This window comes from Gemmatimonadales bacterium (assembly GCA_019637315.1).
Lineage (GTDB): Bacteria > Gemmatimonadota > Gemmatimonadetes > Gemmatimonadales > GWC2-71-9 > SHZU01.
In genome coordinates this window covers 23,894-45,272 of record JAHBVU010000018.1, presented here as the reverse complement: position 1 = coordinate 45,272, position 21,379 = coordinate 23,894, and the positions used below count along the sequence as shown (strand labels likewise).

General features: G+C 63.5%; 16 protein-coding genes. 7 read left to right on the top strand and 9 right to left on the bottom strand.

Annotation, left to right across the window (positions count from 1 at the left end; genetic code table 11):
* Positions 1–20 precede the first annotated feature (20 nt).
* The 7 genes from pilM to KF785_14495 all read right to left on the bottom strand — a co-directional run bounded on the left by pilM (position 21) and on the right by KF785_14495 (position 5,330).
* Positions 21–1,064: a type IV pilus assembly protein PilM gene (gene pilM, locus KF785_14525; protein ID MBX3147977.1), complete on the bottom strand. Its 1,044-nt coding sequence runs from the start codon at positions 1,062–1,064 to the stop codon at positions 21–23.
* Between the two features lie 361 nt (positions 1,065–1,425).
* On the bottom strand, positions 1,426–1,857 hold the full coding sequence (locus tag KF785_14520) for a hypothetical protein (protein MBX3147976.1): 432 nt from the start codon (positions 1,855–1,857) through the stop codon (positions 1,426–1,428).
* Positions 1,854–2,654 carry a prepilin-type N-terminal cleavage/methylation domain-containing protein gene (locus KF785_14515; protein MBX3147975.1) on the bottom strand — a complete coding sequence of 267 codons (801 nt, stop codon included), beginning with the start codon at positions 2,652–2,654 and terminating at the stop codon, positions 1,854–1,856. Before KF785_14515 ends, KF785_14520 begins: the two co-directional genes overlap by 4 nt.
* Positions 2,651–3,019, bottom strand: a complete 369-nt coding sequence (locus KF785_14510) for a prepilin-type N-terminal cleavage/methylation domain-containing protein (protein ID MBX3147974.1) — start codon at positions 3,017–3,019, stop codon at positions 2,651–2,653. The genes KF785_14515 and KF785_14510 overlap by 4 nt, the downstream gene beginning before the upstream one ends.
* Positions 3,020–3,104: 85 nt before the next feature.
* Positions 3,105–4,433: a sigma-54-dependent Fis family transcriptional regulator gene (locus tag KF785_14505; protein ID MBX3147973.1), complete on the bottom strand. Its 1,329-nt coding sequence runs from the start codon at positions 4,431–4,433 to the stop codon at positions 3,105–3,107.
* A gap of 28 nt (positions 4,434–4,461) precedes the next feature.
* Complete coding sequence (locus KF785_14500; GenBank protein MBX3147972.1) at positions 4,462–4,851, bottom strand: prepilin-type N-terminal cleavage/methylation domain-containing protein; 390 nt, start codon at positions 4,849–4,851, stop codon at positions 4,462–4,464.
* 95 nt (positions 4,852–4,946) lie between these two features.
* The gene (locus tag KF785_14495) at positions 4,947–5,330 is read right to left on the bottom strand and encodes a prepilin-type N-terminal cleavage/methylation domain-containing protein (GenBank protein MBX3147971.1); all 384 of its coding nucleotides are present in this window, start codon (positions 5,328–5,330) and stop codon (positions 4,947–4,949) included.
* Positions 5,331–5,589: 259 nt separating this feature from the next.
* Here KF785_14495 and KF785_14490 point away from each other — a divergent pair, with 259 nt between their 5' ends.
* From KF785_14490 to KF785_14470, 5 genes are all read left to right on the top strand, one after another.
* Positions 5,590–7,284 (top strand): hypothetical protein, encoded by a 1,695-nt coding sequence (locus tag KF785_14490; GenBank protein MBX3147970.1) that lies wholly within the window; start codon positions 5,590–5,592, stop codon positions 7,282–7,284.
* Entirely contained in the window at positions 7,281–8,906 is a 1,626-nt protein-coding gene (locus KF785_14485; protein MBX3147969.1) for a glycosyltransferase family 39 protein, read from the top strand. The genes KF785_14490 and KF785_14485 overlap by 4 nt, the downstream gene beginning before the upstream one ends.
* 3,029 nt (positions 8,907–11,935) lie before the next feature.
* Complete coding sequence (locus KF785_14480; protein MBX3147968.1) at positions 11,936–12,760, top strand: glutaminyl-peptide cyclotransferase; 825 nt, start codon at positions 11,936–11,938, stop codon at positions 12,758–12,760.
* Positions 12,761–12,779: 19 nt separating this feature from the next.
* Positions 12,780–13,196 carry a DUF2784 domain-containing protein gene (locus KF785_14475; GenBank protein ID MBX3147967.1) on the top strand — a complete coding sequence of 139 codons (417 nt, stop codon included), beginning with the start codon at positions 12,780–12,782 and terminating at the stop codon, positions 13,194–13,196.
* A gap of 395 nt (positions 13,197–13,591) precedes the next feature.
* Positions 13,592–13,852: a hypothetical protein gene (locus KF785_14470; GenBank protein MBX3147966.1), complete on the top strand. Its 261-nt coding sequence runs from the start codon at positions 13,592–13,594 to the stop codon at positions 13,850–13,852.
* A gap of 12 nt (positions 13,853–13,864) precedes the next feature.
* On the opposite strand, the gene KF785_14465 is transcribed toward KF785_14470, so the two are convergent.
* Positions 13,865–15,130: a mechanosensitive ion channel gene (locus tag KF785_14465; protein MBX3147965.1), complete on the bottom strand. Its 1,266-nt coding sequence runs from the start codon at positions 15,128–15,130 to the stop codon at positions 13,865–13,867.
* A gap of 356 nt (positions 15,131–15,486) precedes the next feature.
* Here KF785_14465 and KF785_14460 point away from each other — a divergent pair, with 356 nt between their 5' ends.
* Together KF785_14460 and KF785_14455 are read left to right on the top strand one after the other, a co-directional pair.
* A complete protein-coding gene (locus KF785_14460; protein MBX3147964.1) occupies positions 15,487–17,133 on the top strand; it encodes a glutamine--tRNA ligase/YqeY domain fusion protein in 1,647 nt (548 codons plus the stop codon).
* Between the two features lie 73 nt (positions 17,134–17,206).
* Positions 17,207–18,577, top strand: coding sequence for an HD domain-containing protein (locus KF785_14455; protein ID MBX3147963.1), 1,371 nt, complete (start codon positions 17,207–17,209; stop codon positions 18,575–18,577).
* A 79-nt stretch (positions 18,578–18,656) separates the two neighbouring features.
* Here the strand turns inward: KF785_14455 and KF785_14450 are convergent, their stop codons facing one another.
* Positions 18,657–21,245: a hypothetical protein gene (locus tag KF785_14450; GenBank protein ID MBX3147962.1), complete on the bottom strand. Its 2,589-nt coding sequence runs from the start codon at positions 21,243–21,245 to the stop codon at positions 18,657–18,659.
* Positions 21,246–21,379: the final 134 nt, after the last annotated feature.

The following is a 21,379-nucleotide window of genomic DNA, read 5'->3' as shown; positions in this document are numbered from 1 at the left end:
TCGAACCCTCTCTTCTTCGATCAGGCTGCCTGCCGCAGCGCCAAGCCCACGGGCAGCATGAGCAGCGGGGCGACTTCATCCACGTTCAACTGATCGAACACTCCGTCGGCTACCTGGATCCGTTCGATCGGATTGGCGAGCTGGACCGGCAGCTTGAGCCGATCACCCAGCACCTTGGCAAGTCCCGGAATCCGCGCGCCACCACCCGAGAGAAAGAGGCGGCTCAGACCGGCCGTGGACCGGTTGGATGTCTGCAGGAAGGCCGCAGCCCGTTCGATGCCGACCGCGAGCTCTTCACCCCGGCTCTGCAGGAACGGCGTCAGCACATCCGAGACTTCAAAACCCTGGAGCAGCTTGGCAGCTTCATCGGACGAGAGGCCGCGTTCCCGCTGCAGATCTTCGCGGAACCGCCGCGTGCCGATCGGCAGGTCGCGCGTCAGCACCGGAACGCCCTCTTCGAGAATGTTGACGTTGGTAACCTCGTGGCCGATGTTGACCAGCCCGACCACACCCTTCATCGCTTCCGGGTAGTTGACCTCGAAGGCGTTGTGGAGGGCAAAGGCATCGACATCGATGACCGACGGGTCGACCCCGATGTCCTTGAGCAGCGACACCTTGGTTTCGACCAGTTCCCGCTTGGCCGCGACCAGCAGCACCGACATCTGCAGACCTTCAGACTCGGGATCGAGAATCTGGAAGTCGAGTTCGACGTTATCCATGTCGAACGGCACGTGCTGCTCCGCTTCCCAGCGAATCAACTCGCGCGCTTCGGTTTCCTTCATCCGATCCATCGGGATCTTTTTGATGATCACGTCCCGCCCGCCAACCGCAGTCACCACGTTCTTCGGCTTGATCCCGGCCTCAGCGAAGAGGTTCCGGATCGCCTCGGACACGATGCCCGGGTCCATCACTTCGCCTTCGACGATGGCGTCATCGACGACAGTCGCCATGGCAACCTTCGAAAGCACCGGTTCACCGGAGCCATGCGAGATCACCGCGAGCTTGATGAGGCCGCTCCCGATATCGAGACCGACCGTGGTTCGGGTGCGGTTAAACAGTGCCATGTCTCGCCCAAGTGGCTAGATGGTTGACGGTCACGCTAGGAATAGTGCAAACTTTTGTCAAGGCGACGACGCGCTCGCGATCTCGTCACTCAAATCTTTATTTTTCAACACCTTAGCACTACCGAACACCTTGAGCCTCCGCCCCTGACCCTCAGGCGGCGTCCAGCCGCTGGTGTAAACAAGTAACGTGGTGGCGGGCAACCGTTATGCCAACCGTGGCAGCCGGGTGCGATCCTCCGCATCCGCCGCACTATCCCATTTCTCGACAACGAGTTACGCGAGCCGTGCTGGCGGGGAGCCGAGAGACGACTTCCGGTCATCATCCGGAACCACCGCAAAGTCCACTAGCCGCCGCGAACCGCTATTGATGTGCTTGGACCCACGGACGGGCAATCGGGTACGGTGTGAGCACCGAATCGCCGGCTTCCTGGCGGAGTCCAACCAGCAGGGCCTGCGAGCTGGCTGCAAGATCTCGCGCAGCCAGGTCGCGCTGGACAGCCCGAACCTCGAGCATCCACACCGTTGGCGATACCCGGAGGAGCCGGCGTTCGACCAGCGTCCGGACGTGCACCGATTCGCTCGGAAACGATTGAGCCTCTCCTGGCAGCAGCGCGGGTGCAGCCGCGGTCCACTGTCCCTGGAACCAGCCCGCCAGCTCACCCTCGGCCGCGCGGCGAACCGTAAGCTCGACAAAGGCGGCTCGACCGGCTCGAAGCTCGTCCGCAGCCGCTGGTGCCCCAACGCCAACGAGGAGAGCCAGGCCCGCCAGCAGCGAGAGCGCAACGACAATCATGGTACGTTGACGAGACGCAACGCGAGGGCGAGACTGTCGCCCGCTCGGGGAACGACGCCGGGTCCAACCGCGGTCTCCCGCCCGGTCAGCAACCGAATCCGCACTTCGAGTCCTGTGGCACCAGCGGGCACGATCTCGAACCCGCCAGGGGCCAGCGGTCCGAGCGCCGGCTGAACAACTCCGCCCGAGGCCGTACCAACCTGGCCGAGTTGCCAGGAGCCCGCTGAGTTGTAGGCACGCAACTCGAGCGGCTCGAAGCTCCGTGCAACGGTCGCCTCCGGAACAGGCTCTGAGTACGCGGCGGGGACAATCCGGTAACGAGCCCCGACTGCGCCTCCGGGGCAAGCAGCCACCTCGGGACCTGAGGCAACGGCCGCCGGCAGCCAGGCATCGAGCCGGCTCGCGGAATCACCGGGGAGATAGATGAGGAGACTGTCCCTGCCGCTGACAGGCAGCCGTTGGCGCCAGGCGCCGAGTTGCGTCGGGTCGACGGTCAGGGTGTCGCCGCTGAGTCGACAGACGGCAAGCAACCCCGTCTGGCCCCGGTAGGCGACACGCCCGGCGCCCAGGACCGCGTAATCCGGCCCCGCCACCGAGTCAGACCCGAGCCCGGCCCACTCCCAGCGAACCAGTTTGGCGGCAGTGCGCAGCGATGCGGTGGCGGCAAGGCGTTCCAACCGGCTCCGTCCGCTCCGCTCCGCTGCCACCTGAACCCGAATGGCCATGGTGAGCAGCACCGCAGCGACGACGACCGCGACCAGCAGTTCGACCAGGGTCACCCCACGTCTCGCGATCATCGGCAGCTCACCCTGGTACGGACGCTGTCGACCAGGACCCGCCCAGCCGCTCGCGCGCGCGCTTCGATGCTCAGCTCGATCAGAGTCGAGTCGCCCCGCACCGACCAGACGAGGCCGACCCCATCCGGGGTGTAGCCGGATCCGGACCCCGGCACCAAGCAGTTCGGCCGAGCCATTCGGTAACCCCGCTCCAGCCGAGCCAACTCGGTGTCGACAGCCCGCGCCATTGCGGTCCAACGCCTGCCGATGGCCACCGCGTGACCGGTTTCGACCGACGCCTTGAGCGCCACGATCGACGCGATGGCCAGCATCACCACCGCCGTCATGACTTCGAGAAGGCTGAACCCCGCGCGCGACTTGGGCATGGTGCCAAGGTGCGACGCGGCCAAGTCAGGCCACTAACCGTTTTGCTGCAATCTGGATGAAATCAACGCGAACGAACGAGAAGGCTCAGGCGAGCCCGTACCGGTTGAGCTTGTAGAAGAGAGTCCGTAAGCTGAGCTGCAGCACCTTGGCGGCCTCGCGTCGAGTTCCGCCGCAGGCGGCGAGCGCCCGAAGGATGACCTCGCGCTCGAACGCCTCGACCTGTTCCTTGAGCGGCAATTCGGTACCGCCGGGACGGGTCGTTGGCGCGGTGCTGACGAGCACCGGAAAATCAGAGCGATCGAGCTTGCCTGTGCTGCTCAGCACCGCAGCGCGTTCGACCACCTGCCGCAGCTCGCGCACGTTGCCTGGCCATGAGTAGGACACCAGGGCCGCCATGGCCTGGGGCGTGATGCTGATCGGCCGACCGGTCTTGGCCGCCACCTGCTGCAGGAAATGCGTGACCAGCGCCGGGATATCGTCACGACGTTCACGGAGGGCCGGGATGTCGAGCGTGGTGGTGCCAATCCGTTCGGCCAGGTCGACCTGGATCAGGCCTTCATGCACCAGACGATCGAGCCGTTTCTCGGCCGTAGCCATCAGCCGAACGTCGCTATCGGACGCGATCACGAGCTCGGTCGGGCGCCCGTTACGGCCGTTCCGATGTCCCAATCGGCTGACCAGAGAACGTTGGCTCTCGGGCGACAGCCCCTCCACCTCTTCCAGGAGCAGGGTGCCACGACTGGCCGAGCGCCAGACGCTCTGGGGATCGGCCGGATTGAGCGCAGCGTCATCGCTGCCGAAGAAGTCGGGAGTCGCGGGGCAATCGATGGCCACGAAGGCGCCATCGCCGCGCCGGCTGAATCGGTGCATCGCTCGCGCCAGGAGAGCCTTGCCGGTACCGCGTTCGCCGGTAATCAGTACGGCGTGATCCGACGCCGCTGCCCGCGCAGCCACCTCGAGGATCGAACGCATCCGCGCATCCTCGGCAATGACCATGGGTTCGAGACCCTTGGAGCCGATGGTGGCGCGCAGGGTCGCGACTTCGTGGCGGAGCCGGTCGCGCTCTTCGGTCTGCCGAAGCGCGAGGAGAACTTCTTCAGGGAGTGACGGTTTGCGCAGAAAGCCGTCCGCACCTTCACGCAGCGCTGCGCTTGCCAGAGCCGACTCACCGGGCCCACCCGACACCAGGACGACGCCCGTTCCGCCGCCGGCTCGATAGCGCCGCAGGAAGGTCAGGCCGCCCTCACCCGGTAGGGCAAGGTCACAGAGGATCAGTCGGATACCGCAGGCCTGGGCTTCCAGAAGGGCTGCGTCCGGATCCCGTCGAAATGCGACTTCGTACCCGACGTCTTCGAGGTACGGCGCAACCGTGTGTTTGAGAGATTCGTCGGCGTCGAGCAGCAGTACCCGCATGGCAGTCCTTGATCGCGCGCCGAGTGTACTAAGAGCAGATGATCTGGCCGTCAGTCGTTCCCGCGGTCCCACCGACCGAGACAGTGCACTCGTCGAGGGTCGAGGTGATCGAACTGTTGGAGACCGTTGCGGTGTAGCCCGAGTTGGTAGCCGAAATCGCTGCCGAGTTCCCGGTGGAAAACGTGAAGTTGGTTGACGCCTGCAACGCTGCCAACGTCGCGAAGGTGGTATGGTCGGCCCAGTAGGCTTCCTGCGCAGTCATGATGTTCCGGAGATCGGAACGGATCGAGGCCAGCTTGCCCTTGTCTTTGGTCGCCGCATACTTCGGAATAGCGAGGGTCGCGAGAATCCCGATCACCACGACCACCACGAGAAGCTCGATCAGCGTGAAGCCCCCGCGACGTGACTGCTGTGCCATGATCTCCCTCCTTCCCGTGAAAGTGTTTGCCGTGGCAGGTGCACGAACGGGGACGTCCACGACTACGCGAGAACGCCCCCGCTAGAGCGACAGGATCAGCTGCAGGTAATGACGCCGTCGTTGGCCGTGGTGGCACCGGCGCCGACCTGAACGGAACAGGTCGAGAACCCGGCCGTGATCGAGCTGTTGGTGGCCGTCGCGGTGTAGCCGCTGGCTACTCCATTAACAACCATCGTGTTGCCAGCCGAAAGCGAGAAATTGCTGGCGTTCTGAAGCTGACCAAAATTGCCGTAAGTGGCGTGATCCGAGAAGTACGCCTCCTGAGCGGTCATGACGTTCCGGAGGTCAGTCCGAACCGAGGCCAGCTTGGCCTTGTCTTTGGTCGCCGCGAACTTCGGAATCGCGATGGCGGCCAAGATGCCGATGATCACAACCACGATCAGCAGCTCGATGAGCGTGAAACCCTTACGATTGAACATGCTTCCTCCGAGTGGGGTACGATGTTGATCCTGAACCAAGCGGTGTCGCTCGTCCGGTGAAACTGAGGAGCAACGTTGGTGCCAGGGTAACTCATCGGATGCAACCCGTTGCCTTTAAATGCGTTATGAGAATGTTGCACGCCAGGATGCAGGCTTTTGTTGGCGCCGCCGCGTTGGACTTTGCAAGCGGACGGAGGCCGGAGGGTGGTAATGGGGTGCCCGCCGAGGTTCCCCGGTTCTTGCAACGGAGGGGGTTCTCATGACCCGACCGAACCTTTTTGCCGGCCTCGCCCTCGCCGGGCTCTGCCTGGCCGCGACAGTAACCGGCCTCGGCAACGACTACGCCCAGGATGACCTTCCGGTCATCAAACAGAACCCGATCGTCCACCAATTGACGAGTCCCGGGGCGTTCTTTTCCGAGTCCTATTGGCCCAAACCGTTCCCCCCCGCGTTGTACCGTCCTCTGGCGACGACCGGATTCGCGGTGCAATGGCAATTGGGGGGCGGATCACCGCTCGCGTTCCGATTGGCCAGCATTCTGATGTACGCGACAGCCGGGTTCGCTGTCTTCATGCTGGCGCGACTCCTCCTGCCGTTCGGTGCCGCCTGGGTCGCCGCTGCGCTGTTCATGATCCACCCGGTGCATGTGGAAGCTGTCGCCGTTGCCGTCAACCAATCCGAGATCATGGTGGGACTGCTGGCGTGTCTCACGGCGCTCTGTTATCTCCGAGCCCGGGAAGGCTCGGAGTTCACGGCACGGCACGGCGCCACCCTGTTCGCTCTCTATCTCGCCGCGACGCTGTTCAAGGAAAGCGGGCTCGTCATCATCGGCCTGATCGTCGCGGCGGAGTTGACCATCGTTCGCGACAACCGGCCCCTCACGACGCGACTGGCCGCCATCCGCCCGCTGCTGCTGGTCATGCTATTGGGAGCGACCTCGTTCTTCGCCATCCGAACGCTGGCCCTCGGAGGTGATCCGGTTGGTACGTTCACGGCCGAGGCCTTGGCCGGGCAATCGATGGGCGGTCGGGCCATTACCATGCTGGCCGTGGTGCCCCATTGGTTCCGCCTGTTACTCTGGCCGGCCAACCTGCAGGGCGACTACTCGCCCAGGGAAATCGAGCAGGCAGCGGCATGGGGAATCGACCAGACGCAAGGCGCGCTTCTGCTCGGACTGGCCGTTGCGCTGACCATTCTCACCTGGAAGCGGCACCCGGTCGTGGCGTTCGGGCTGCTCTGGACCGGGATCGGGCTCTTCCCGGTCAGCAACGTCCTGGTCCCTACTGGCATCGTTCTCGCCGAACGGACCCTCTTTCTTCCGAGCATCGGCATGATGCTGACCATCGGTGGCCTCGCCGAACCTCTCATGGCGCGAGTGAAAGCGGCTACCCCGCTCGTCCGCTGGGCGGCGGTTGCCGGGTTGACCGCCATCCTCGTCATGGGCACGACGCGAAGCGCGAGCCGCCAGCGGGTATGGAAGGATCAGATCACCTTCTGGTACCAGACCACGATCGATGCGCCATTCTCGTATCGGGCGCGCCACGCCCTTGCCCAGCTCCTGTTTCAGGCAGGCGCTCAAGGCCGGGCCGAGCGAGAATACCGTCTGGCCATCGCGCTCTACCCCACCAACTGGGGTCCGATGGTGGACTTTGCCGACAAGCTCCGACTCGACGGTCAATGCGCTCCCGCCGTGCCTCTGTATCGTCAAGCCCTCACGCTGTCCTCCGAGCAAACCGCCACGAGGGCCAGCCTCATCGCCTGTCTGCTGGACCTCGGCCACTATACCGAGGCACGATCTGCCGCGCGTGAGGCGCTCCAGCATGTTACCCAGCCCCGGGCCATCGGGTTGCTCCAGACATATATCCAGACGGCGGACAGCGCCCAGGCAGTCGGGGCCCTTCCGGGTACGGTCAAGTTGCCGCCTCCGCCGCCGGAGGATTCCAGCGGGTCATGACGGGCGGTCGGAAACCGACGATCACACCCGGCGCGGCATTGCTGATCGCGGGCCTGGTGCTGCTCGCGACGGCGCGTTCACTCCAGAACGGGTTCTCGTTCGACGACGTCCACATCATCCTCGAGAACGCGCAGGTTCACAGTCTCGCACCGCCATGGGAGTATGCTCAGCAGAGCTACTGGCCCCCTCGCGACCTCGGCGCCGCCTACCGACCCTGGACCATCTGGTGGTTCGCGATTCAATGGCAACTCGGCGCCGGTGCGCCGTGGGTCTTTCACCTGTTCAACCTGCTGCTCACCGCCGCGGTAACGTTCTCGGTGTACCGGCTGGCCACCCGCCTGCTTTCTCCGGTGGGGGCGGTGGCCACTGCCGCGCTCTTTGCCGTGCATCCGGTTCACGTCGAGGCAACCGCCAACGTGGTCGGACAAGGCGAACTGTGGATGACGCTCTTCGTCCTGCTCGCCTGCACCGCCTATCTGGACGTTCGCCGAACGGGAGCCGTGCCCGCTCTCCGGCAACGTTTGGTCTTGGGCATCCTCCTCGTTCTCGCGAGCGCCTCCAAGGAGCAAGGGCTCGTCCTGCCGGGCCTCATCGTCCTGATCGAGTTCATGGCAGTCGGTCGAAGCGAATCCTTCCGCACTCGCCTTGCCGCGATCGGACCAACCCTCAGTGTGCTGCTGGCTTCGGCCGTGGGAATGCTGCTGGGCCGATACCTCGTCTTGGGAAAGTTGGGTCAGGGCGCGATTGCGGCCCAACTCGACACGCTCGACCTGGGACAGCGTGTGCTGGTGATGTCACCCATGATTGCGGAATGGATCCGTCTCCTCGTCTGGCCCCGGCACTTGGAGACGCAGTACAGCCCACCCGCATACGGGGCCATGCCAGCAACGTTGACCCCAGTGGTGGTCGGCCTCGGTTTGCTGGTCACCCTGATAGCTCTGGCGGTCCTGGCTCGCCGATCCGCACCAACCGTGACCTTGGGGCTCGCATGGACCGGCTGTGCCTTGCTTCCGGTGGCCAACATCTTCTTCCCGACGGGTATCGTGATTGCCGAACGAACGCTTTTCCTTCCGAGCGTCGGCGCAATCTTGGCGGGAGTCGCAGCTGGAGCGTGGGCAGCGGCACGTGCGGAACGCCTGCGCCCGGTGTTCAGCGGAGTCCTGGCGACGCTGATCGTGCTGGGATCTGCGCGGAGCTTTTCGCGACAAGCCATCTGGCGTGATACCCAAACGACCCTGGCCCAAACCGTCATCGACGGCCCGCGGAGCTATCGTGGGTTCCAGTCGTACGGAATGGAATTGGCGTGGCGCGGAAATCCTCGAGCGGCCATTCCCTACTTTGCGCGTGCGGCCGCACTGTATCAAGGGGATCGCCGTGTCTTCGAGGACTGGGGACAGGCCCTCCGCAGGATCGGCCGCTGCGACGAGGCTATCGCGGTCCTTACGAAGGGCCTGGCTCACCACTCCGATGCGACCGTAATGCGGAGTCGCCTGTTCGAATGTCTGATGGCGACTGAGCAGTACCGGGAAGCCCTCGACATCGCCGAACGGGGCGTGTCACTCGGCCAGCCCGAATTCGAAGGAGCAGCACAGCGGGCCCGAGCGCGCCTCAGGTCCGAATAACCCCCGGAGCTCGCCAGAGCCCGCAATCGCCGCCGAAGGTCTTTGTTAATTCACTCCCGAGTTAGAGAGGCGGCAGCCGAAAGTCCCTTTTTGCCGAAGCCGCGAGGTATGCCTTCGCCTTTGGTTCAACCACCGAGCCCGCACGATACAGCTCCCGCAGTGCTGCAACCCCTTCATCACCCAACCCCTCCAGCCCGCCGACTGCATACAGCTGTATCGATGTACTGCTATGAGCAACCATAGGATGGCTCCGCTCGGCGGAGGGTGGTCGCGTTGCCGGTTCCCGCGCGACATTTGCAAGGAAAGCGGCAGCATCTCGCTGCTCGGCTTGGACAGCCACCGCCTTAACTATATAGGAGCGCATCAACCGGTCATCGCTTCGAGCCTGCTGATACACTCGCGCAAGGCGGTCAACCACCCCAGGCAACGTGACCATCAAGCCCCGGCTACGCGGGTTACCGAATTCGAACGCAATCTTGCCCACCGCTTCAAGCCGGCGAGGGTTACGAGCATCCTCCGCCGCCCTCTCTAAGCTGTCCAGCACACGCGCCGCAGGCTGAGGAACGTCCGGTGGCTGTTGCGCTGCAATACCCTTTACATCAGCAACCAGGACTCCAAGTACAGTCAAACCACCACAAAGCACCTGAGCAATTGAGTGCCTCCAGCCCGGCCTAACAGGATCGATGCCTATTGACACTTATTTCCTCCCACTCTTGGCAATACAATCATATCGAACTGGTATTTCGGTGGAGAATACCTCATGTCAAGCATAAAAGTGCGCATGCACGATGGATGCGTACCCACGTTGTCATAGACATGAAGATGAGCCACATCAGACCACCCTTCGATTCGCTCGTTTGCTCCTGACACCAACCCAGAAACAGCACTGACCAGATGACTTCTACTCGCTCTCACCAGTGGCTCGGTAATCTGATAGGGGTCATTCTCAGGCAAACGGGCACCTATGTAGGCCCGTGCTTGATGGCCATTCGCAACACTCCAATCGGTGTTTGGCACCTTAGTGCCCATAAACTCGTGCGCCAGAAGGAGGCTCCGCCATAGATCAATATCGTGATACTGACAGTATTTATTGTATGTGTAAAAGTTGACAATGACAGGATCCGTCGGACCTAGTCCAAGGGCAGCCCGGCAAATGGAAAGATCATCCCCGTGAGTCAGAGAATCGACCGCGCCATTCGGCCCTAGGCTAGGGTTTAGTTCAGATGCACGCTGAATCCGGTAGTGGGCCGATCCAATATACCATAGGCCCTGATTGGGACCGGTTGATACGACCGTAGGAATCGCGCCGCTATCGGGGAATACGGTCGCAGAAGGCTGGATCCAATCCTGAAGGCCCGGGCCGTATATGCAAGATCGCACGTCACGATTGACCCCCAACGTGCCGTCTCCTGGGAGGGACCCAGTACTGTCAATTAAGAAGGACTGATAGAAAGTACACAGTGGAAGAGTGTCCTGGACCATGTTCCACTTCGATCCGTCAGTCCACGACCAGCCACGAGATTCAACGCCAATGGACGCCAACGCCGTGTCCGAGACACCCGAAATGCTGGCCACAACACTCACTATGCCGGAGGTGACAGCTGCACCGGACCAAACATCTGCAGGATCAATCACCGTGATTGCCGATAAGGCCGAATCGGCTGGCTCAAACTTCCAACGAGACACTGAGAACGGAACGTTTCCGACAGTACTCGCTGTGCACGTAACGGTCTCGGCCCGCGTGGGTGAGGCAGGTAAGCAACTAACCGTTAGGCGCGGAAGCACCGTAACACGACTCGAGAAGGCCAGACTGTCCCCTTGAGCAATTACACTTACTTTCATCGTACCAGACTTTGATGGCACATAGTTGCAGACTGCCATATTGGGCAGACAAACGCTCTGTGGACTCCCAACATCGGGATGGAATACCCAGTAACTCGAGATTCCAAATGGAACCTGAACACCATCAAAATGGGTGGGCGTGATCGATGCAGAGAAGGTAACTGTATCCCCGCGATAGATCGTGACCGAATCGGGAAGGAATGTTACATCGGCGCGAATCTTTTCGACCGTGACCGTAATATCTTCACCAGAATACACGTAACACGGAACAGTGGTCTTATTGCATGTGGGGCTTGCAGCTGTGATGTTTGCCGGATGTGGATTCCAAAGTACTCCTCCGTCACCGCGGACTAACAATGCAACGTCAAAGTCTCTGGGCATACCTGGATAAAAACAGAACCCGTAGCTTCCCTGGACAGAGAACTGCACTACTACATTTGCCTGGCAAGTGTTCGAAACCCAGAAGCCACCGGGATCAAAGGGACCGATTATTACTGTACCAAAGTAACCAGCCGGCGGCGGCGGACCCCAGTTGGTAATCGGCGTAATTGTCCCGGAAGCCACTACGCGGAGCAGGGTTGTCCTTGCATATGTACCTATACCAACTGGACCGACAATGGTGTTGTTATCTTGGGGCGTCAAAGTGATCGTTTGAGTCGTGCTTCCAATCTCGACGACTCTGAAGGTCGGTACAAGTTCGGCACGCTGTTCGTCTTTCGCCCCGGGCTCCGCCACCGAGAACGTAGTCGGCTCTCGCTCACATGCACTTCCGACTATCACCATTGCGGCAACTAGACTCTGCCCGAAGAGACGCGCTAGCATTCGAATTCTCCTGAGAATCCCTAGACCTGCTACGTTCGGCCGCACTGTCGACGACGACCTGAGCTATACAACGAGTACAGTAGGCGTTCAAACCCCAGCGAGCGGCCCAACCGGAAGTGTACCGATTGCTCGGCACCTTCGTTCTAAAGAATATCGGAATACGAGCCTACCTGTGCAATAGGGCCGATTGGCCCTATACGGATTTCGGCCATTCCTCCGGAGTCTTGGCCTTAGGTCATCCGCGTTGGAGGGCGACCTTCGCGTGCCACAGCCCTCGAGATCTGCCCTCCCGACGACTGAAAACGATTACACCCGCACGCACCCGCTATCTTTGTTACAACGCGAAGCGTCGAGGGTCCGATCGCATGTCTGTACGCTCTCATACCACCCTGGGCATCGTCGCCACCGCTGCGGGCCTCCTGGGATCCATCGCCCTCCTTAGCGGTTGCGCAGCCAGAGCCGCGACGACCGCGCCGCGCGGCTATACGGTCATCGCCGAGTATCCGCACGATACCTCGGGATACACCCAGGGCCTGGTCTATCGCGGCAACGGGCCGCTCTTCGAATCGACGGGACGCTACGGACACTCGGAGCTGCGCAAGGTCGACCTCAAATCCGGCCGAGTCGAGCAACGGATTCCCCTGCCGGCCACCCGATTCGGCGAGGGGTTGACATCGCTCGGCGGCAAGCTGTACCAGCTCACCTGGCACGAGCAGATCGCCTACGTCTACGACGAAACGGCCTTCCGACTGATCGACTCGATTCCCTACGCCGGCGAGGGCTGGGGTCTCGCAACCGACGGCGCCTCGCTGATCGTGAGCGACGGCAGCGATTCGTTACGATTCGTCGACCCCGCCACCTTTGCGCTCCGCCGCGCCGTGAAGGTCCGGTACTCCTCGCGGGAACCGGCGGACAAGCTCAACGAACTCGAATACATCGGCGGCGAGTTGTTTGCCAATGTCTACCAGAGCGATTGGATCCTTCGCATCGATCCGAAAGACGGAACGGTCCTCGAGGTCATCGACCTGAGCCGCCTGCTCCCCGCTTACAGCGCCCAGAAAACGGACGAGGACGTTCTCAACGGCATCGCCTTCGACGAAGCAACCGGGCATCTGTATGTCACCGGCAAGCGATGGCCGCGGCTATTCGAGCTCAAGCTGGACCGTCCACCAGGTACGCAGGCACCCTGAATCCGGCCATGGTTCACGCATGATGCGCGTCCTGGCCGACCTGACGCTGGTGGTCCACCTCGCCTTCATCGCCTTCGTGGCCGTGGGCGCGCTGCTCCTGCTCCGCTGGCCCCGGCTCGTCTGGCTCCACCTCCCGCTGGCCGCGTGGGGCGTAATCGTCGGGTGGGGCAACTTTACCTGCCCGCTTACGCCGCTGGAGAACTACTTCCGCCGCCGCGCCGGCGAGACCGGGTACAGTGGGGGCTTCATCGAGCACTACCTCACACCGCTCATCTATCCAGACGGCCTGACTCGCGCTATCCAACTGGCCCTCGGCGCCTTCCTACTCGTCCTCAACCTGGCCCTCTACTGGTACGTGTTCCGGCGGCGGACCCGTTCGGACTCACCCGAGCCGGGGACGACCCGCACCCGCGACGACAGCCAGCCGTCCGGGTAACCGCTCCGGCGGCGTGTCGGTTCGGCAGCACGCCATCGCGCCGGACCGCGCGTCGTTTGGTACGATTGACTACGATATTTAGGGAAGCACGTACAGTCATGTAGCCCTCGAGGCGGCTAAGACCGGACTCCCCGTGGTGGCGATCGTCAGCCCCAATCAGATGGCACCCGCAGGCGGGCGCTCGCGTCCCGCCCGGCGGGACGACATTCTCCCTATCGAAGGTTCCGATGCGATCGACCCTTCCCGTTTGGACTCCTGCTCCTGGCGGCGGCCTGCAGCGACTCGCTTGCCTCGCCCGAATCAGCCCTCGTCGTCACGCCCGATCGGGCGGCAGTTTCGCGCGACGACCAGCGCATCACCATCCCGTTCACACTGACCACCGCGGCGGCGTCCAGGTGTTCGTACCGGCCTGCGGCGATCAGGCAAGCGTCGTCGTCGAGCACGCGACCAGCGCCGGCTGGGCACCCTACGTCAGCGGATTCTGCCTGGCCGCCCTCGCCGCCGCACCGATTCCGCTGGCGGCGGGCGGCACCTTGACCGGAAGCGTCAGCATCCCCGGCAAGACAGGCAGCTATCGGCTCCGACCTCGCTTCTCCGTCGATATCGGCGGCACGGAGATCGTCGGCGCGTCATCCGCACCTGTCGAGGTGCCGTAGCTGGCGGCCGCCTCAGGCGGCGGGGATACCACGCAATACCTCGACACCCCGTGTTACATCGTGTCCGGACGGGTCCTGGAAGACCTGGAGATCGAATTCCGGGACGACGGCCAGGAGGTGATCGAAGACATCGGCCTGAATCCCTTCGTACACCGCCCAGCGCGTATCATTCGTGAAGACGTAGATCTCGAGCGGGATACCGTGCTCGGTGGGCGAAAGCTGGCGGACGAGAAACGTCATGTCCTGATGGATTCGCGGATGGGCCCGCAGATAGGCGATACAGTACGCCCGGAAGGTGCCGAGATTGGTGATGCGGCGCCCGTTGCCCAGGATCGACAAATCGGTACCCTGCCTCCGGTTTTCCTCCTCGATCTCGATCTGTTTGTCGGCCAGATACTGCGTGAGCAGATCGATCCGGCGCCATCCCTCGACCATATCCGGGGTCGCAAAGCGCACCGAGCGCACATCCAGGTTGAGCGCCCGCTTGATCCGGCGCCCGCCGGATTCGAACATGCCGCGCCAGTTCTTGAACGAATCCGAGATCATCGTATACGTCGGAATCGTGGTGATCGTCTTGTCCCAGTTCTGCACCTTGACCGTGGTGAGCGAGACGTCGATCACATCGCCGTCGGCGCCCGCCTTCGGCATCTCGATCCAGTCGCCCACCTGGACCATTCGATTGACCGACAAGAGAATCCCGGCGACGAAGCCAAGGATGGCGTCACGAAACACCAGCAGCAGCACGGCCGTCAGCGCACCGAGCCCCGACAGGAGGTAGACTGGAGATTTATCGAGCAGCGCCGCGAGCACCATGATGATCCCGATGAGCGCCGCCACCAGCTTGACCGCCTGGCCAAACCCCTTAATCGGCATCCGTTCGGCGTGACCGGATCGATGGGCAATCAACTGCATCGCGTCGATTGCCGCGAAGACGACCGCCAGCCAGATGAAGGTGAGGTAGGTGGTCACCGCGCTCCGCAGTCCGGCCAGGACCTCGGGGCTTCCCCCCAGGACGTCGCCCCCAATGGCATTGATGACGATTGCCGGAGCCAGGTGCGAAAGCCGGGTAAACACGCCGGCCTCGAGCATCGCGTCGTCCCAGCGGAACTGGGTCCGGGCAATCACCGCCCTGACCGCGCGAAGGATGACCTGCTTGGCCACGACGTTGGCGAACCACGCGAGGCCCGCGAGCACTAGGATCCCGGCTACCGTCGTCGTGATATCGGCGACATTGGGCGGAAGTCCGGTCCAGTCGATCAGCTCACGAAACCATCGCATCAGGTTATCCATCGATTCTCCTTGTCATTCACCCTGCCTCGGACGGCGACCAACCCTCGACCCCATCGGGACCGTCCCAGGGTACCCAAGGCCGCAGAATGAGGCAACCAAACGGCAGCACAGTCGCTCGGCACCGACAGACCTAACCTCCTTTCGCAAAAGACGTTACAGCACCCGACCACGGCAAACCGCCCGCGACTGGGGCCGATCGTCGATGCCGGGTCGAGCGAGCAGTCGACCGCCCCCGAACGGAACCGTCCCCGCCAGTGTATTTTTGAGGCCCTTTTTCAACGCCCCTTTTGCATGCGGACGCGGCCGTGACCCAGGAAACTCCTCGCCGGGACTTCATTCGAGAAATGGTTGCGGAGGACGCAGCCAGCAATCGATTTGGCCGCCGGATTGCGACCCGCTTCCCGCCCGAACCGAACGGCTATCCACACATCGGGCACGCCAAGTCGATCTGTCTGAACTTCGGCATTGCACGCGAGTACGGCGGCACCGTCAACCTGCGTTTCGACGATACCAATCCAGCGACGGAAGACGTCCGCTACGTGGAGGCCATCAAGCGCGACGTCCGCTGGCTCGGCTTCGAGTGGGACGAGGAGCGCTACGCCAGCGACTACTTCGAGCAGCTCTACGAGTTTGCGGTCCGGTTGGTCGAGAAGGGCAAGGCCTACGTCGACAGCCAGACGGAAGATGAGATCCGGACCAACCGTGGAACTGTAACGACGCCGGGCACTCCCGGTCCGTATCGCGACCGCTCGGTCACCGAGAACCTGGACCTGCTGACGCGAATGAAGGCTGGGGAGTTCCCCGACGGGGCGCACGTGCTGCGTGCCCGGATCGACCTGGCACACCCCAACATGATCATGCGCGATCCCGTCCTGATGCGGATTCGCCATGCGCACCACTACCGACAGGGTGATGCCTGGCGCATCTACCCGCTTTACGATTTTGCGCACGGGCTGTCAGATGCCATCGAGGGAATCACCCACTCGCTCTGCACCCTCGAGTTCAAGGACAATCGTGAGATCTACGAGTGGCTGCTCCACGAACTCGGCTTCGTCCAACCACCCGAACAGACCGAGTTCGCCCGCCTCCAGCTCGACTATACGGTGGTCAGCAAACGGAAGCTGCTCCGCCTCGTCAACGAAGGTCACGTCACGGGCTGGGATGACCCACGGATGCCCACCCTCGCGGGCATCCGCCGCCGCGGTGTGACGCCGGAAGCGATCCGCGATTTTTGCGATGCCGTGGGCGTGGCCCGGAAGGACGCGCGAACCGAACTGGCCGCGTACGAGCACGCAGTGCGAAACGACCTCAACATGCGGGTCCCGCGCGTGCTCTGCGTCGTCAATCCGCTCAAGGTCGTGCTCACCAACTATCCCGAGGGACAGAGCGAGGAGCTGGAAGCCTCCTATTATCCGCACGACGTACCCAAGACCGGAACCCGGATGGTACCGTTCTCGCGCGAGATCTACGTCGATCGCGACGATTTCATGGAGGATCCGCCCAAGAAGTTTTTCCGGCTGGCCCCTGGACGCGAGGTCAGGCTCCGGTACGGCTACCTGATTACCTGCACCGACGTGATCAAGAACGCCGCAGGTGAGGTCGTCGAGCTGCACTGCACCTACGACCCGGCAACGCGCGGCGGCAACGCCCCGGACGGGCGCAAAGTTCAGGGCACGATCCACTGGGTGTCAGCGCCGCACGCACTCGACTGCGAGCTGCGCCTCTATGAGCCACTCTTCACCGTGGCAGACCCCGAAGCCGATGAGGATCAGGACTTCACTGCCCTGCTCAACTCGAAGTCACTCGTCCGGGTCACGGGCGCCAAGATCGAGCCCAGCGTGGCCCGCGACCCCATCGGGAGCCGCTACCAGTTCGAACGGACCGGATACTTCGTGTCCGACCCTTTGGATTCCGCGCCTGGCAAGCTGGTCTTCAACCGCACCGTGACGCTCAAAGACACCTGGAAGAAGGAGCAGAGCCGAGCGGGCTGATCTCGGTCTCTCGGAAGCAAGGCGGCACATGCCTTGCTCGAAGGCCACGCTAACGCATCATCGGGATGCAGCCATGGGCATCAGCGAACTCGGCCGAAACAGCAAGTCTGTCGAGACCGATGAGCTGCGCCTCTCGGAGATCGTCTCTGCCCTGTCCTACTCTCTCGACCTGACCGAGGGACAGACCATGGGGCATTCTGCCCGGGCCTGTATCATCGGAATGCGACTGGTCGAGCTGATCGGCCTCGACGCCTCCGGCCGGTCCGACCTGTTTTTTGCCCTTTTGATGAAAGACGCCGGGTGCTCCTCCAACGCCGCCCGGTTGAGCCAGCTCTTCCAGGCCGACGATCGCCTGCTCAAACGCGAGCACAAGCTGATCGACTGGACCCGGAAGGGACCCGCCGCGGGCTACGCCTGGCGCCACACCGCTGCTAACGCCAGCCTGATCGGTCGGGTCGGCCAGATGGCCCGCATTGCCGTCACCGCCGAGCGGATCGGACGCGAGATGATCGCGACTCGCTGCGAGCGCGGCGCCGACATTGCCCAAATGGTGGGCCTGTCGGCCGACACCGCACACGCGATCCGCTGCCTCGACGAGCATTGGAACGGCCGAGGTCACCCGGCCGGTCTGTCCGGACAGCAGATCCCGTTCTATGCCCGGGTTCTGACGCTGGCTCAGACCTTCGAAGTGTTCCTGAGCGAGCGCGGTGTTGCCGCCGCGTTCGATATGGCCCGGCGCCGAAGCGGCACCTGGTTCGACCCGGAGCTGGTCACCGCCCTCGATTCGATCGAGAGCGACACCGCATTCTGGCAGTCGCTCGCTGCGGAAGATCCCCGCGACCTGGTGCGGGATTACGAGCCGGAGGAGCGCGTCGTCCTCGCCGACGAGACGCGGGTCGACCAGGTGGCCGAAGCGTTCGCGATCATCATTGACGCGAAGTCACCCTACACGCACCAGCACTCGACCGGCGTGGCCGCCATTGCCGTCGAAGTCGGCGACCGGATGGGCTTCAGCAGCAGCGAACTCCGCGAACTCCGTCGGGCCGCCCTGCTCCACGATATCGGAAAACTCGGTGTGCCCAACACGATTCTCGATAAGCCTGGCAAGCTCGACGACGCCGAGTGGGCCGCCATGCGGAAACACACCGGCTACACTTATGAGATCCTGAGCCGAATCGACCGGTTTCGGACCTTGGCTGATGTCGCGGCCGCACACCACGAGCGCCTCGACGGTACCGGGTATCACCGCGGCATCGGCAGCAACGATCTCGGGCTTGCCGCGCGCGTGCTCGCGGTGGCCGACATCTGCGAAGCGCTGCAGGCGGAACGACCCTATCGCGACAGCCTGCCCTGGGATGAGGTGCTGACCATCATGCGCCGCCTAGCCGGCAAAGCCATCTGCCCTGCGGCGTTCGAAGCGCTCGCCACCGCGCCGCCCCGATAACCGGGCTGGTCTCGCACCTTCAGAAACGAGAATCGCCGTCGGCAGCAGCCGACGGCGATCGACGTACAGCAAGGCAGGGCTAGTAACTGGCGCCCAGGAACACCGCGTTGCCGAAGATCGGCGTCAAGCCGCGCCAGAGGTCGCGGAAGTTGGGATCACCCGCAAACGCAATCACCCGCCCGTTGCCGACCCGTTCCGTCCAAAGGTAGGGCGACCGCGCCAGTCGCCCCGGCGCCTCGGGCCACAGATAGCCCGCCATGCGCAGCCTGTCGGCGGCAGCGTACTGCATGACCGCCTCACCGGGCCGCAGATTCCGCGGCAGCGTCAACACGGTTCCGCCATCGACCATAACCGGCAGCTCGGTCTGACCGATCCCGGCGAGCAGCGGGCTCAACGTGTCCGCCACCGCGCGAACGATCGCGCCAGGGACATTGACCGGCAACGGCGCCATCCCATCCGCCCCCGCTGAATCGGGCCGGATCCGCAGCCGGGTAAGCCCGACCGACTCACGGGCCAGCCACGCCGTGGAGCCCTCGAGCGTAATCAGGACGCCACCGTTCCGAACCCAGGCCGCGAGGGCCGAGCGTCCCCCCTCCCCCAATGCGGCATCGAGCCCGCTGGTCTGCGCACCAGGCAGAACGATGACATCGAGATCCGGGAGTGCGGCCGACAAGAGGCGCGCCTCGACCGTCAGCACGGGATAACGCAGCCGCTGATCGAGCGTAAACCAGGCAAAGCCGAAGGAGTTGCCATTGACGCCCTGCCCACCAACCAGCCCGACCCTGACCGGGCGCACCGGAATCACACTGTTGCTGCCGAGATCGGTTCCCTCGTCGACCATCGAGGTGGCCAGCGGCACGATCCGCGCCCCCGACTGCGCCGCCCGATTCGCGACCCGCTGATGCACAGAGCTGTCGTTCGCAGCGATCTGAACCAGGAACGCGCCGCGCGGAAAGGCATCGCTGCCGATCCGGAACGACCAGCGTGCGTAGCGGACCCGAACACTGTCGGCCAGGAGACCCGCCAGCATCTGGAGGCTGGCTTCGCTCCCCGGGGCAAACGCATAGGCGAAACTCGCGGTCCGCGCCGACGATGGCGACGATGCGAGCCACGTCGCGGCCTCGAGCCCGGACAACGGACCACGAACGGCCCATGCGTTGACCCGGAAGGTGAAGGGCAGCGACCACCCGGTCACATCATAGAAGCGACTCGGCAAGCCGGTGCGCCGTCGCTCGAGCTCCTCATGAATGAAGGTCGAGTCGAGCACCGCGTCAGGCTCGAGCAGCGCCCGCGCCAGACGCCCCTGCGGCTGTGCCAGATCCACAACGTAACTGCCGGACGGCAGCCGCGCAGACCGGGGGGTGGCCTCACCATAACGGGTGGCGCCCGGCGCGTCGACGGCCCCGGTCAGCCGCTGAACCACGATGCTGTTGCGGGCCAGCAGTGCAACCAGCGAGTCGGCGCGCCCGTCACCGTCACGCTCGAAGACGACGTATCGAAATGCGGCGCGTTCGGATTCGGTGACCGCTGTCCGCCGGAAGGTCAGGTAGTCGCGCACCCGATCGCGCGCGCGCTCCGCGCTGATCCGAAGCGTCGACATCGAGGCCAGGTAATGCTGCCACGCGGCGGTGTGCAAGGTCAGATCGGTGCCATCGTTGCGCCGGATCCGTCCACCGCTGCTCGAGGCCTGCTCGTACGTCATCCCGGCCGCGCCGGTCAGGATCGGATACGAGACGCCGTACCCCGGCCAGAACTCGTCATAGCCTTCGCGGGTGAAGTAGGGCCGGCCGTACCGATCGAACGCCGCCGCGTTGGACTTGGCAATGATGTCCCACCAGTCCTTGATGTTCTGCGGCACATTTTTGTTGACCGGCTCCATCGGTGGCGCGAAGAAGTAGCTCGAGTTGGACCCCATCTCATGCAGATCGGCCACCACGTGCGGACGCCAGCGATGAATCACGCCAGCGCGCGCCCGCGACTCAGGATGGGACTGGATGAACCAGTCGCGATTGAGGTCGAACTGATAGTGACTGGTCCGCGGACCGGGCCAGTCACTCTGATTGATCATCGCGACCGGACTGCTCGGATGCCCGCTCCGGGAGGCCGAGCGCCAGACGCGCTGGACATGCCGTTCATGCCCATCGGGATTCTGGAGCGGGTCGATCAGCACGACGGTGTTGTCCAGGATGCGGCGAACTTCGTCATCCTGCCCAGCCGCCAGCTGATACAGGGTGGCAATCGCCGCCTCGGTCCCGCTCGCCTCGCCCCCATGCACCGTGTAGGCCAGGAAGACGATGACCGGCAGCCGCGCCAAGGCCGCCTCCAGCTCCCCATCCGATGCGCCGACGGGCTCCGCAATCCGCTCGGCTGCCGCGCGGATCTCGGGCATCCGGGCATGATTGCCGTCGCTCGTGACCACAGCCATTACGGTTTCCCGACCCCCGAAGGTCACGGCGAGCGTATCGAGGCGAACTCGTGAGCTCGAGGCCGCCACCCGCTCGAGGTACCGCATCAGCAGGTGGTGCGGCGTGAAGCGCTCGCCGACCTCATATCCCAGGACCGAACGCGGGGTCGGCACGGCAGGATCGTAGCGTCCACCCGCGGGAGCCAGGGCGTGCTGCGCGGCCATGGGTGTAGTCAGCAACAGGAGAAGGAGCAGGACGAGCATCGGCGATCCTGGTCGAAAGGTCGGGTGGGATAGTACCGAAGTCCGGGCGCCAGTGCGCCCATCCCAACAAAATAGATCACCCGCCTCCGCTCGGCACTAAGCGACTCCGCTGTCCGTATAGGTACTTTTAGGGC